General features: G+C 61.9%; 14 protein-coding genes and 1 pseudogene. 3 read left to right on the forward strand and 12 right to left on the reverse strand.

The genetic code is table 11. The features are described 5' to 3' along the window. Nucleotides 1–200 (forward strand): annotated as a pseudogene (locus tag BVER_RS31000) (group II intron maturase-specific domain-containing protein); the annotation flags it as partial. Here BVER_RS31000 and BVER_RS28915 read toward each other — a convergent pair. From BVER_RS28915 to BVER_RS28940, 6 genes are read right to left on the reverse strand one after another with little or no spacing between them, the layout of a single operon-like run. Further along, nucleotides 133–1,170, reverse strand: coding sequence for a Gfo/Idh/MocA family protein (locus BVER_RS28915; protein WP_232316924.1), 1,038 nt, complete (start codon nucleotides 1,168–1,170; stop codon nucleotides 133–135). The pseudogene BVER_RS31000 and the gene BVER_RS28915 sit on opposite strands and share 68 nt — an antisense overlap. Then, complete coding sequence (locus BVER_RS28920) at nucleotides 1,167–2,228, reverse strand: sugar phosphate isomerase/epimerase family protein (RefSeq protein ID WP_050456149.1); 1,062 nt, start codon at nucleotides 2,226–2,228, stop codon at nucleotides 1,167–1,169. The genes BVER_RS28915 and BVER_RS28920 overlap by 4 nt, the downstream gene beginning before the upstream one ends. Nucleotides 2,229–2,276: 48 nt before the next feature. Beyond that, nucleotides 2,277–3,236 carry a substrate-binding domain-containing protein gene (locus BVER_RS28925; protein WP_050456150.1) on the reverse strand — a complete coding sequence of 320 codons (960 nt, stop codon included), beginning with the start codon at nucleotides 3,234–3,236 and terminating at the stop codon, nucleotides 2,277–2,279. Nucleotides 3,237–3,267: 31 nt separating this feature from the next. Next, nucleotides 3,268–4,284: an ABC transporter permease gene (locus tag BVER_RS28930; protein WP_050456151.1), complete on the reverse strand. Its 1,017-nt coding sequence runs from the start codon at nucleotides 4,282–4,284 to the stop codon at nucleotides 3,268–3,270. After that, complete coding sequence (locus BVER_RS28935; protein WP_050456152.1) at nucleotides 4,265–5,752, reverse strand: sugar ABC transporter ATP-binding protein; 1,488 nt, start codon at nucleotides 5,750–5,752, stop codon at nucleotides 4,265–4,267. The genes BVER_RS28930 and BVER_RS28935 overlap by 20 nt, the downstream gene beginning before the upstream one ends. Nucleotides 5,753–5,754: 2 nt before the next feature. Beyond that, nucleotides 5,755–6,759, reverse strand: coding sequence for a LacI family DNA-binding transcriptional regulator (locus BVER_RS28940; protein ID WP_050456153.1), 1,005 nt, complete (start codon nucleotides 6,757–6,759; stop codon nucleotides 5,755–5,757). A 199-nt stretch (nucleotides 6,760–6,958) separates the two neighbouring features. On the opposite strand from BVER_RS28940, the gene BVER_RS28945 reads away from it, so the two are divergent. After that, on the forward strand, nucleotides 6,959–7,375 hold the full coding sequence (locus BVER_RS28945) for a YciI family protein (RefSeq protein ID WP_050456154.1): 417 nt from the start codon (nucleotides 6,959–6,961) through the stop codon (nucleotides 7,373–7,375). A gap of 7 nt (nucleotides 7,376–7,382) precedes the next feature. Here the strand turns inward: BVER_RS28945 and BVER_RS28950 are convergent, their stop codons facing one another. After that, nucleotides 7,383–8,084 (reverse strand): SDR family oxidoreductase, encoded by a 702-nt coding sequence (locus BVER_RS28950; protein WP_050456155.1) that lies wholly within the window; start codon nucleotides 8,082–8,084, stop codon nucleotides 7,383–7,385. Between the two features lie 86 nt (nucleotides 8,085–8,170). Then, nucleotides 8,171–8,599 (reverse strand): MarR family winged helix-turn-helix transcriptional regulator, encoded by a 429-nt coding sequence (locus tag BVER_RS28955; protein WP_050456160.1) that lies wholly within the window; start codon nucleotides 8,597–8,599, stop codon nucleotides 8,171–8,173. A gap of 366 nt (nucleotides 8,600–8,965) precedes the next feature. On the opposite strand from BVER_RS28955, the gene BVER_RS28960 reads away from it, so the two are divergent. Further along, nucleotides 8,966–10,120: a branched-chain amino acid ABC transporter substrate-binding protein gene (locus BVER_RS28960; RefSeq protein WP_050456156.1), complete on the forward strand. Its 1,155-nt coding sequence runs from the start codon at nucleotides 8,966–8,968 to the stop codon at nucleotides 10,118–10,120. Nucleotides 10,121–10,133: 13 nt separating this feature from the next. On the opposite strand, the gene BVER_RS28965 is transcribed toward BVER_RS28960, so the two are convergent. The 4 genes from BVER_RS28965 to BVER_RS28975 all read right to left on the reverse strand — a co-directional run bounded on the left by BVER_RS28965 (nucleotide 10,134) and on the right by BVER_RS28975 (nucleotide 12,793). Continuing rightward, the gene (locus BVER_RS28965; RefSeq protein WP_050456157.1) at nucleotides 10,134–10,577 is read right to left on the reverse strand and encodes a hypothetical protein; all 444 of its coding nucleotides are present in this window, start codon (nucleotides 10,575–10,577) and stop codon (nucleotides 10,134–10,136) included. 10 nt (nucleotides 10,578–10,587) lie between these two features. Then, nucleotides 10,588–10,743, reverse strand: coding sequence for a hypothetical protein (locus tag BVER_RS32105; protein WP_157056305.1), 156 nt, complete (start codon nucleotides 10,741–10,743; stop codon nucleotides 10,588–10,590). 139 nt (nucleotides 10,744–10,882) lie between these two features. Further along, a complete protein-coding gene (locus tag BVER_RS28970) occupies nucleotides 10,883–11,587 on the reverse strand; it encodes a response regulator (protein WP_050456158.1) in 705 nt (234 codons plus the stop codon). Nucleotides 11,588–11,860: 273 nt separating this feature from the next. Then, entirely contained in the window at nucleotides 11,861–12,793 is a 933-nt protein-coding gene (locus tag BVER_RS28975) for a LysR substrate-binding domain-containing protein (protein WP_050456159.1), read from the reverse strand. Between the last annotated feature and the right edge of the window lie 163 nt (nucleotides 12,794–12,956).

Consider the following 12,956-nt stretch of genomic DNA (forward strand, 5'->3'; position numbering starts at 1 on the left):
GGAATTTCCGTAAGTACTCGGGAAAACTGCTCATCAAGCCCAGCAAGAAGAATGTGCAAGCATTCTTCCGCTCGGTGGCGGATACGATCAGCGGTCACAAAGCGGCAAAGCAGATCGAGTTGATCCGGCTGCTTAATCCGATGCTACGTGGATGGGCTCAGTATCACCATCCAGTCGTGGCGAAGCAGGCGTTGAGCAAACCTGCGCGAACGCTTCCAGATACCCTTCCGGATGCCCCGCCGGCACGCGCGTCGCGTGCAGCGCTTCGGGACTCTGCACGCGCCCGCGCGTCAGCCGCTGCGACGCGCCACCAATCGGCGTGAACCACAATTCGTTCGGCGTCTGCTGATCGAACGACAAGCCCGCCTTCGTGCCGTACACGCGCAAGCGCAGCGCGTTTTCCTCGCCTGCCGCGACCTGACTCGCCCACAACATGCCACGCACGCCGCTCGCGTAACGGAACATCGCCTGAACGTGATCGTCGACGCGTCGATTCGCCACGAAGGTCGTCACATCCGCGGATAGCTCGGCAGGATGCATTCCTGTCACGTACTCGGCGAGCTGATACGCATGCGTGCCGATATCGCCTAGACATCCCGCCGGGCCTGCCAACGCGGGATCGGTGCGCCACACGGCCTGCCGGTTCGCCTGCGTTTCCACCGGCAAGGACAGCCAGTCCTGCGCATACTCGACCTGCACGACGCGGATATCGCCGAGCAAGCCCTGCTTCACCATGCCGCGCGCGTGCCGCACCATCGGATAGCCGGTGTACGTATACGTCACCGCGAACATGCGGTCCTTCTCGCGCGCGAGTTTCGCCAGCGCCTCGCCTTCATCGAGCGATACCGCCAGCGGCTTGTCGCAGATCACGTGGATGCCCGCTTCGAGAAACACCGTCGCAATCGGCGCATGCAGATGGTTCGGTGTGACGATGGCCACCGCCTCGATGCCATCCGAACGCCCCGCCTCGACGCGCGCCATCTCGCGATAATCCGCGTAACTGCGCGCCAGCCCGATCGCCGCCGCGCTCGATGCCGCGCGCTGCGCATCCGACGACAACGCGCCCGCCACCAGTTCATAGCGATCGTCGAGCCGCGCCGCGATCCGATGCACCGCGCCGATGAACGCGCCCTCGCCGCCGCCGACCATGCCCAGCCGCACGCGATTCATCGTCCGTCTCCCAGTCCGAGCACGTCGCGCATCTGCTCGCGGCTCGCGCCGCTGCCGGCGAAGTCGTCGAATGCGCGTTCGCCCACGCGAATGATGTGATCGCGGATAAACACCGCGCCTTCGCGCGCGCCGTCTTCGGGATGCTTCAACGCGCACTCCCATTCGAGCACGGCCCAGCCCGCGAAATCGTATTGCGCCATCTTCGAGAAGATCGCCTTGAAGTCGATCTGCCCATCGCCCAGCGAACGAAAACGCCCCGCGCGATCCACCCATCCCGAATAGCCGCCGTACACGCCCTGTCTGCCGTTCGGCCTGAACTCCGCGTCCTTCACATGAAACGCCTTGATGCGCGCGTGATAAATATCGATGAACGCGAGGTAGTCGAGTTGCTGCAACATGAAGTGACTCGGATCGAACAGGATGTTCGCGCGCGGATGATCGTCCACGGTCGCGAGAAAGTGCTCGAAGGTCACGCCGTCATGCAGATCCTCGCCCGGATGAAGCTCGTAGCATACGTCCACGCCCGCGCGATCGAACGCATCGAGAATGGGACGCCAGCGCTTCGCCAGTTCTTCGAACGCGGTCTCGACGAGACCCGCCGGACGCTGCGGCCACGGATAGACATACGGCCACGCGAGCGCGCCCGAAAACGTCACGTGCGTATCGAGACCGAGCCGCTTCGATGCCGCTGCGGCAAGCTTCAATTGCTCGATCGCCCATTTCGTACGTTCGTTAGGATTGCCACGTACCTGTGGCGCGGCGAACCCGTCGAACAAGGTATCGTAAGCAGGATGCACCGCGACGAGTTGCCCTTGCAGATGCGTCGACAACTCGGTGATCGCAACGCCCGCATCGTCGACGACACGGCGAATCTCATCGCAATACGCATCGCTCGACGCGGCTTTCTCCAGATCGATCAGACGCGGATCCGCCGGCACCTGAATGCCTTCGTAGCCGAGTCCTTTCGCCCAAGCCGCGAGATTCGCGAGCGTATCGAACGGCGCGTGGTCGCCCATGAAATGCGCGAGAAATATCGCCGGGCCTTTTATGATCTTCATCTTTCGCCTCGATAAAAAGCCGGCCGACGCGCGACCGGCTTCATGCCATTAGAACGGCGAGTTCGGGAAATAGAACTGCTTGGCGTTCTCCTTCGTTATCAGCACCGACGGAATGATGGTCGTCGCCGGCAGCTTCTCGCCCTTCAGACGCGCTTCGGCGGTGAGCTTGATCGCGTCGTAGATAAACTTCGGCGAATACGACACATCGGCCTTCACGCGCGGATCGTCGTCCATCACGCGCTTCACCGCTTCCTTCGATCCGGCGCCGCCAAACACGATCTTCACGTCGGTGCGCTTGGCCTGATCGATCGCCTTGAGCACGCCGATCATCATGTCGTCGTCGGCGGCCCATACGGCGTCGATATGCTTGAAGCGCGTGAGATAGTCCTGCATCACCTTGAACGCATCGTCGCGATTCCAGTTGGCGTATTTCGCATCGAGAATCTTCATGTCGGGATGCTGCTTGATCACGCCTTCGAACGCGGTCCAGCGTTCGTTGTCGAGCGTGGTCGGAATGCCGCGCAACGCGACGATATCGCCCTTGCCGTCCATCACCTTGGCGAGATACTCGGCGGGAATCTTGCCGAACGCGGTGTTGTCGCCGGCGACGTAGGCGTCCTGCGCGCTGGTGTCGGTCAGGCCGCGATCGACCACGGTCACATACACGCCCTTCTTTTTCGCCTGCGCGACCGGCTGCGTCAGCGATGCCGATTCCTGCGGGAAAATCACCAATGCATTGATCTTGTTCACCGTCACGAGATCCTGCAACTGATTCGCCTGTTCGGGCGCGCTCGCCGCCGTCTTGACGATGACCTTCAAATCCGGATTCGCTTTCTCCAGCTCCTTCTTCGCTTCATTGGCCCACCACACGATGCCGCCCGTGAAGCCGTGATCGGCCGTCGGAATCGCGACGCCGAGCACCACTTTGTCCGCCGCAAATGAGGATGTCGTGGCGAACGCGCTCGCCGCGAGCGTCAGCGCGCCGAGCGCGCGAAGCATTTTCTTCATGACGATGTCTCCTGTGTTATGGAACCGCTTGCTATCGACGACCACGCTGCAGAAAGGCTACGACGACGATCACGGCGCCCTGCACCGCCGCGTTCAGATACACGCTGATGATGCTCGTTAGATTCAAAATATTGTTGATGACCGAAAGCAGAATCGCGCCGATGACTGTGCCGATCACGCGCCCTTCGCCGCCCTTCAACGCCGTGCCGCCGACGACCACGGCCGCGATCGCTTCGAGTTCCCATAGCAGGCCGGTGGTCGGCGTAGCGGAACCCAGACGCGGCACATAGAGAATCGTCGCCACGGCCACGCACAGTCCGAGCAACACATAGGTCGCGATCTTCACGCGATCGACGCGAATCGCCGCATAACGCGCGACTTGTTCGTTCGAACCGATCGCCTGCACATGCCGCCCGAACACCGTGCGATTCAACACGAGCGCGCCGCCCGCCGCGACGATCAGGAAAATCCAGATCGGCACCGGCACATGCAGCACGCTCGCGTAGTACACCGGCCCGTAGAGATCGACGAGCGAATTGTCGAGCGTGAGCGCGCCGCCATCGGCGAGCCATGTCAGCAGCGCGCGAAAGATGCCCAACGTGCCGAGCGTGACGATGAACGGCTCGATACGCCCTTTAGTCACCAGAATGCCGTGCGCGAAGCCAAACAGCGCGCCGAGCACCAGCGCCAGCACGATACCGATGAAGATGATCAGCAGCGGCGGCACCGCATGACCATGAAAGCCCTGCAATAGCGCGTTCATTACATCGATCATGCTGCCCGCGATAAGCGCGGCCATCGAGCCGACAGACAGATCGATACCGCCCGAGATGATCACGAAGGTCATTCCCACCGCGATGATGCCGATGAACGATGTGCGCGTGAGCACGTTCATCGCGTTGTCGAAGGTGGCGAAATCGCCATTCAACAAGGTGCCCGCGATGCATAGCGCGATCAGCCCGATCAACGGCCCGATGCCCAATAGAAAACGTGCGAATGCGGTAAGCCGCCCCTCTTGCGCCGTGTCTTCAGTGTGTGCCGGTCGCATGCGCGATCAACCTCTCTTCGGTCAGAAGGTCCATGCCGAGCGTCGCGACGAGTTCCCCCGCACGCATCACCGCCACGCGGTGGCACAGGCCGATCAGTTCGATCAGTTCGGATGAAATCACGATCACCGCGCGGCCTTCCGCAGCCAGGCGATGAATCAGAAAATAGATATCGCGTTTCGCGCCGACATCGACGCCGCGCGTCGGTTCGTCGAGCACGATCACGCGTGGATCGGGATGCAGGAACTTCGCAAGCGCGAGCTTCTGCTGATTGCCGCCCGAGAGCATGCGCGCGCGAATCGCAGGATTGCCGGTACGAATGCCGAAGTCCTTCACGGCGGATGTCAGCGCATCGCGCTCTGCGCGTCCGTCGATCAGCGGATGCGCGTAACGCTCGAGCGTCATCATCGTGAGATTGTCTTTCAGCGCCATGTCGACGTGCAGGCCGCGTCCCTTGCGATCTTCGCTCAGATACGTGATGCCGTGACGCATCGCATCGCGAGGACTCTTTAGCTTGACGCTTTCGTTCTCGATCTCGATGCGCCCCGCCTGCATCGCGCGCAATCCGACCAGCGCCTCGAACAACTCCGTGCGTCCCGCGCCGACCAGTCCCGCGAAACCGAACACTTCGCCGCGGCGCACCGAGAAGCTGACGCCTTCCGCCCAGTCCGGCACCGATGCCTGTTCCACCTTGAACGCGACCGGCGCATCGTTGGCGAGCGCGGGCTTGTCGGGGAACATGTCGGAGACTTCGCGACCGACCATCAGGTTGGCCATCTGCTGACGCGTGACTTCATCGGTCGGCGCGCGCGCGACTAAGCGGCCATCGCGCATCACGATCACTTCGTCGGTGACGCGCTCGACTTCATCGAGCTTGTGCGAAATATAGACGATAGTCGTGCCCGCGCCTTTTAAACGCATCATCAATGCGAACAGGCGCTGCGTTTCGGATGGCGTGAGCGTCGCGGTCGGTTCGTCCATGATCAACAGACGCGCCGCACGCAGCATCGCCTTCGCGATTTCGACGAGTTGCTTCTCCGCGACGATCAGATCGCGCACGCGCGTGTCGGGGTTCGTGTAGAGACCGACATCGTTCAACGCAATGCGCGCGGCTTCGCGCATCGCGGACTCGTCGAGAAAGAAGCCTTTGCGTATCTCGTGGCCGAGAAACATGTTCTGCGTGATCGTCAGATGATCCGCGAGATTCAGTTCCTGATGAATCAGCACGATGCCCGCTTCTTCCGCGTCGCGCGAATTGGAAAACGTGCGCGGCGTGTCGTCGACGTACAACTCGCCGGCGTTCGCGCGTTCGTAGCCAGCGAGGATTTTCATGAGCGTCGACTTGCCCGCGCCGTTCTCGCCGAGCAAACCGTAGATGCGTCCGGGCGCGAGATCGAAGCTCACGCCGTGCAGCACGCGCACCGGCCCGAACTGTTTCTCGATTCCATCGAAGCGCACGGCAAGACTCATCGTTACGCGCTCCTTCGCACAATGAGACGATGCGGAAGCAGCACGCCCGGCACTTCCGCGTGCGGATCGCGCAGACGCTTGAGCAGCAGTTCGGCCGCGGTCTCGCCGAGTTGCTGCATCGGCTGAAGCACGGTCGTCAGCGGCGGATCGACGTGCGCCGCCACGGCGATATCGTCGAAGCCGACCACGGCCATGTCGTCGGGCACGCGCACGCCCTGCATCACGCCGATGGCCAGCGTATCCGACACCGCGAAGATCGCAGTCGGCCGACGTTCTCCAAGCGACGCGAGATGCACGGCGGCGCGTTCGCCGGCTTCGTAATCGAGCGTGTTGAGTTCGATACGCCATGCCGGATCGGCTTCGATGCCCGCGTCCTTCAGCGCATCGAGATAGCCGGACAACCGCGCGCGGCCATACAGATACCCTTGCCCCGAGTTGATCAGCGCAATGCGCCAATGCCCGCGCCCGACCAAGTAGCGCACGACATCGCCCGCCGCGAGATGATTGTCGATGCCGACATACGGCACACCCGCCAGCGGATCGAACTCGCAGCACGCGACCCAGCGCAGCGTCGACGCTTCTTCGGCAAGCGCCTTTTGCACGGCGGCGGGATCGAGGCAGATGGCGCCATCGGCGCGCCGTCCGCGCAGGAGATCGAAGTAGCTGCGTTCGCGCGACAACTCCACGCCGATATCGCACAGCAGCATGTAATAGCCGTTCTGCCGCGCGACGATATCGATGCCGCGCACGATCGCGGTGTAGAACGGATTGCCGAAATCGGGCACCATGGTGAGCAGCAGACGGCTCTCGGCAGTGCGCAGGTTGCGCGCGAGTTCGTTGATGCGATAACCGCTCGCGGCGACGGCGGCGAGCACCCGCTCACGCGTCGGCGCACGCACGTTGGTGTGCCCGTTGAGTACGCGCGAGACCGTCGCGACCGATACGCCCGCGCGCTCGGCGACGTCTGCAATCGATACTTCCTCGTGTGAACGAACGGTATCCGACATGCTCGCGCGCCGATCAAAGGCGTTCTCGATGTAATGGATTACATTATTTGATCCGACAAGCGTCGAAGGCAACCGGAATCGGATAAGGATAAACGCTTAAACAAAAATATTCAAGCATGCGTGTCGATCCCGTGTCATGTTGCACGTCGTAAGGTTTGAGCGACTACCCTGCTCGACCAACCAGTCAAGGAGCAACGACATGCGATTCATGATGCTGATGATCCCGCGCGGCTACGAAAGCGCGGAACCGGGCGCGATGCCGAGCGCGGAAGCCGTCGCCGCCATGATGAAGTACAACGAGGATTTGCAAAAGGCCGGCGTGTTGCTCGCGCTAGACGGACTGCATCCACCGTCGATGGGCGCGCGCGTCACGTTCGAAGGCGGCAAGGCGCGCGTGACCGACGGCCCGTTCGCCGAAGCCAAGGAAGTGCTCGGCGGCTACTGGATGATCCAGGTGAAATCGCGCGATGAAGCGATCGAGTGGGCTAAGCGTTGCCCGGCGTCGGGCAACGAAATCATCGAAGTGCGTCAGGTGCAGGAATTCGACGACTTCCCGCCCGACGTTCAGGCCGCCGCCGCCGGTTTCGAGGAAATGCAGCAGGCGGTTAAAAAATAAACGCGCCTCAAATGCCGGTGATATAGATCGGCGTATCGGTCGACAGGGAGCGCTTCACCGCGCGGCCCGTTTCGTCGACCAGCACTTCTTCTTGATTCGTTTCGACGGCGGCGAGCACCTGATTCACCACATCGAGCGGGGAGATTTTCGGCGCGTCGATTTTCGCGGTCATATCCGTATCGATGTAACCGGGATGCACCGCCACGACCAACGTGCCCTGCTCGCGCAATTCGGCGCGCAACGCGTTGGTCGCGGCCCACGCAGCCGCCTTCGATACGTGATACGCGCCGCTGCCCGGCAACGCGAGCCAGCTCAACACCGACAGGATATTCACCACCGCGCCGCCGCCGTTGCGCTTGAGGATCGGCGCGAACGCCTGCGTGATGGCGAGCGGGCCGAACGTGTTGATCTCGAGCAAGTCGCGCACGCTCGGCGTCGATGCCGCGTCGGTCAGCAAGCCGTGCGTCACCGCGCCCGCGTTGTTGATGACGATCTGCACGTCGCCGCAAGCCGCCGCCGCTGCCGCGATGTCTTCGGCGTTGGTGACATCGAGCCGGATGGCCTGCGCGCCGGGAATGTCGATGCTGCCCGGATCGCGCGCGGCGGCGTACACCTTGGCCGCGCCCGCCTGCAACAGCGACTTGACGAACTGCTTGCCGAGTCCGCGATTCGCGCCCGTGACGAGGACGACCTTATCTTTGATCTGCATGATTCGCTCCGAAGAATTATTAAAGTGCATATGCATAGTAAAGCGTAAATGAAAGGCCCGCGCGATGGCGAGCCTGCCTGTTCCCGTCACTCCATCGCGGTCAGTTCGAATAGCGACTTGCGCAACGCTTTCGCGCGCTTTTCGCCGAACTTCTGCTCGAACTCCACCTGCGCCGCACGCCACGCGGCCGCCGCCTTCGCGAGCGTGTCCTTGCCCGTCGCCGTCAGATGCAAGCCCACCGCGCGCGATCCCAGCGATTCCTGCGCCGCCTCGACGATGCCATCGCGTTGCAAAGGCTGCAGCGCCCGCACGAGCGTGGTGCGGTCCATCACCATGGCGTCGGACAGTTCGGCCATCTGCACGCCGGGTTGGCGTCCGATCGCCGCGACGATGGTGAATTGCGCCGCCGTCAGCCCGACTTCGTTCATGTGACGTTCATACATCTGCGACACATAACGCGCGGCCTGACGAATCGCGAAACAATTGCAGTCGAAAGGAGAAGATTGGGATGTCATGCTGTGCATGATATGAGTGCATATGCACTCTGTCAAGCGCGCCGAATCGGGCGACGTCGCGAGTTAGCGCGGAATCGTCGCGTCATTGATCGCAGGAAAACACGCGGAACCGCCACCGGCGTGCGCTCGGGCGCAATCGGGGCTATGCCGAAATCCGCATCGCGCGCGCGACTAAACCACAAGACGCGGCCAAATTGGCTTTCTAAATTGCGCATGTCCGCTGCCTGCCCGACGTGCTACGCAAAACACGCGGCATTGAGGGCAAGTCCGTCTTGCCTGCGCGCGAACGCTCGTGTTCCATGCCGCTCACGATCTCGATCGGATCGACGATGAATCGGATTTGCCAAATCAAAAGGAGAGGAAACCATGCGTATCCGTACCAAAACTTTGGCATGGCTCGTGGCCTGCGCCACGACCGCCCTCGCCGCCGTGCCGCTGAGCGTACACGCCGAGGATCTCAACGTGAAGATCGGTTTCGCCGCGCCGCTGACCGGCGCGAACGCGGGCTACGGCAAGGATCTGCAGAACGGAGTGCAACTCGCGCTCGACGAAGCGAACGCGAAAAAGATCAGCATCGGCGGCAAGACGGCGAAGTTCGTGATTCAGGCCGAAGACGATCAGGCCGATCCGCGCGTCGGCGTGCAGGCGGCGCAGAAGCTCGTCGACGATGGCGTGGCCGTCGTGGTCGGCCACTTCAACTCTGGAACGACGCTGCCCGCCTCGCCGATCTACGACAACGCCGGCATTCCGATGATCGATCCGGCCGCGACCAATCCGACCATCACCACGCGCGGCATGCAGAACGTCTTCACGGTCATTTCGAGCGATGCGCAGAACGCCGGCAACGCGGGCACCTACGCCGTGAAGACGACGCAGTCCAAGCGCATCGCGATCATCGACGACCGCACGGCCTTCGGGCAAGGCGAAGCCGACGAGTTCGAGAAGGCGGTGAAGGCCGCCGGCGGCAACATCGTCGCGCGCGAATTCAGCGACAACCAGACGGTCGATTTCAGCGCGCAACTCACGCGCCTGAAAGCGGCCAACGCCGATCTGATCTTCTTCGGCGGTCTCGACCGGCAAGCGGCAGCCGTCGTCAAGCGCATGAAGCAACTCGGCATTAACGCGCAGTTCGTGGGCGGCGGCGGCGTGATGGACGCCGACTTCCTCAAGCTCGCGGGCGATGCCGCCGAGGGCGCGCAGGCCTGGGAATACGGCAGTCCGCTCGACAAACTGCCGCAAGGCAAGGCGTTCAGCGACAAGTTCCAGAAGCGCTTCGGCGTCGCGATTCTGTCGTATGCGCCGTTCGGCTACGACACCGCGTGGGCCGCGATCAACGCGATGCAAAAGGCCAACTCGATCGATCCGAAGGTGTATCGTCCGATGCTCAAGAGCATTTCGTTCGATGGCATCACGGGACCGATCGCGTTCGATGCCAACGGCGCGCTGAAGAACGCATCGTCGACGCTGTATCAGGTGAAGAACGGCCAGTGGGAATCGGTCGAAACGAAGCACGGTATGTAAGGACGGCGCGTCGTTAGCCTGCCGCAGCCATCGATTCCATGCACGCCTGCAGGCGCTCGTTGCAGCCGACGAGCGCCGCGACATGCACCTCGCGCAATTGCCTGTCGTGCTCGTTGATGACCTCGATCAGCCGTTGCACGCCTTCCTCGCGATACGAATAATCGCCGCTCGCGTGACCGCGTTCGAGCATCGTCAAGACGTCGTCTTCCGCGCCTTCGAGCAGCGAAGCGTCGAGCCGGCCGTAGCCTAGTTCAGTCAGCATCGCCGTGAGCAACACCGCATGCGCGACGCATTGCACCTCGACTTGCGTCGCGCGCTGACGGCGTATCGTCTCGACCGCCAGGCGATATTGCAGGATGATGAGATCGGCATCGCGGCGCGGGAGCGGTAACCAGTAGGCTTTTTCCGTGCGATTGCGCGGCGGGCGGTCGGACGGTCTTCTTTTTGCGTTCGGCATGATCGAGTGCCTAGAAATAGAGGATCAGCACCAGCATCGACACGAAGCAGACCAGCGCGTTCAGATAGAAGAACCAGTCGGATACGAACATCGACTGTTCCTGCGTGATCAGCGAATCGTCGCTGTAAGCGCGCCATACATCGATATAACCGGCGACGGCGCACAACAGCAGCGCGGTCGAAGCAACGGCAAATACACTAAGCAGTACATACTATGCTATATCCAATAGTCTTTGCATGATGGAATCCGAGGGATTGCTCGTCGTTCATGCTAAGGCCGCGAATCTTTCACGGCGCTATCAAGGCTTATCGTTTTGCGTCAGGGTCTTCACCGACGCTCATGGGATCGCGTTCGCGCAGCACGTAGCCGAGTCCGCGCAACGTCATGATCTGCGCGCTCGATTCCGCCAGATGCTTGCGCAAGCGGTGAATATAGATATCGATGGCATCCGCGCTCGGCGAATCGTCGAGACTGTAGATGCACTCCTGCAACATCGCCTTCGATACCGTCTTGCCCTGACGCAACATCAGCACTTCGAGAATCGCGTGTTCGCGGCGACGCAAGCTGAGCGGCATCTCGCGCAGGCCGAATTCGCGCGTATCGAACGCGTAACGCAGATCGCCGCACACCAGCGCCATCGCTTTCTCCGCGCAGTGCCGTCGCACCAGCGCCTTGATGCGCGCGACGAGCTCGCGGGCATCGAAAGGCTTGACGACGAAATCGTCCGCGCCGGCCGCGAAGCATTCCACCTTGTCCTCGATGGAACCGTGTGCGGTCAGCATCATCACCGGCACGGTGTCGCCGTTGCGTCGCATGCGCGCGAGCAGGTCCTTGCCGCTCATCGACGGCAGACGCATGTCGAGCAGCACGACGTCGTAGCACGGATTACGCAGCATCGCTTCGGCGCGTTCGGCATCGGGAATGTGATCGACAATGAACGCCTGCGCGCGCAACAGCGTGACGATCCAGTGCGCCAGTTCGATGCTGTCCTCGACGAGCAGCAGCTTCATGATGCACGTCTCGCCCGGCCAGGCAAGCGATGCCTACAGCGGTTCCATCCAAAGGCAGCCACGCGCGTGCTAGCCATGGCGAAGGATCTGAGATGCACTCAGGGATCTCCGCGTCGGTTTATTTTTGTTTTCGCGAGCCACACGACGCGGCTCTCAACCGACGAATTCTAGTGAGCGCAATCCTTCGCGCCGCTTACGTAAATTCCCATTTTTGATACGGAATTTCCATGAAGCCAGCCAACGCGATAGCGGCTTTATTCTGTACTGCGCAGCTTAATTAATTGGTTGATGGATCGGCTTCGTATAAGCAGCGAGATGGGTGCGCGTGTGCCGCGCTTCGCCTTCGATCCATTGCGCGAAATGTTGCAATGCCGGCGACGGCGCGGGCCGTTCGGGATACACGAGGTAATACGCCGCGCCGCTCGGCACGCACAGCGAGAACGGCGCGATCACGCGACGCGCGCCCAAGTCTTCCTCGATCAGCGACAGATCGCCGATGGTCACGCCCAGCCCTTGCATCGCCGACGAAATGGCGAGATCGAGCGTGTCGAAATGCTGCGCCTTCGTCGACGGCAAACCTTCATAACCGTAAGCATTCAGCCAGCGCAGCCAGTCGCGGCGATCGCGCGTCGGATGCAGCAGCGTCTTGCCGGCGAGATCGCCGGGCGTGGGCATCTTGCCGCGACGCGCTTTCCAGAGTTCGGGCGCGCAAACCGGCGTCAGCACTTCGTCGAACAGATGATGCGTGCTCACGCCCTTCAGCGACGGCGTGCCGAACACGATGGCCGCATCGAACTGCTCGCCACTGAAGTCGACGCCATGCGACACCGACGCCGTCACTTCCACCACGATCTCCGGCCGCTCGTTCTGCAGACAGATGACGCGCGGCAACACCCAGCGCATCGCGCAGGTCGGGCATTTGACGCGCAGCGTGCCCGATTGCGCCGCGCCCTTTGCGAGCGCCTCGCCGATCTGCGCGAACGCCTGCTGCAAGGGCGCGACCAGCAGCGCGCCCTGCTGCGTGAGCGCGAGCCCGCGCGCCTGCCGCGCGAACAGCGCATAGCCCAGATGCGCCTCGAGACCGTCGATTTGACGACTCACCGCGCCTTGCGTCACATTGAGCGTATCGGCGGCGCGCGTGAAATTCAGCTTCTGGTCAACCACCAGAAAGGTTTTGAGAACGTCGAGCGAAGGCAGCGGTTTCATCGGCGATTCAAAAATGAGCCATGATTTCGGAACATGGCTAGGCTCTATTCACATTTGAAGAAATGTGTTTACATCTCATCTTTTGCGTAAGCGATCAAGATGAGTCGAATGTTGCTGACCGATGAGATATGGGGACGACTGGAGTCCATTGTTCCGGGTAAGC

Origin of the sequence: Candidatus Burkholderia verschuerenii (assembly GCF_001189365.1) — a bacterium.
Taxonomy (GTDB): Bacteria; Pseudomonadota; Gammaproteobacteria; order Burkholderiales; family Burkholderiaceae; genus Caballeronia; species Caballeronia verschuerenii.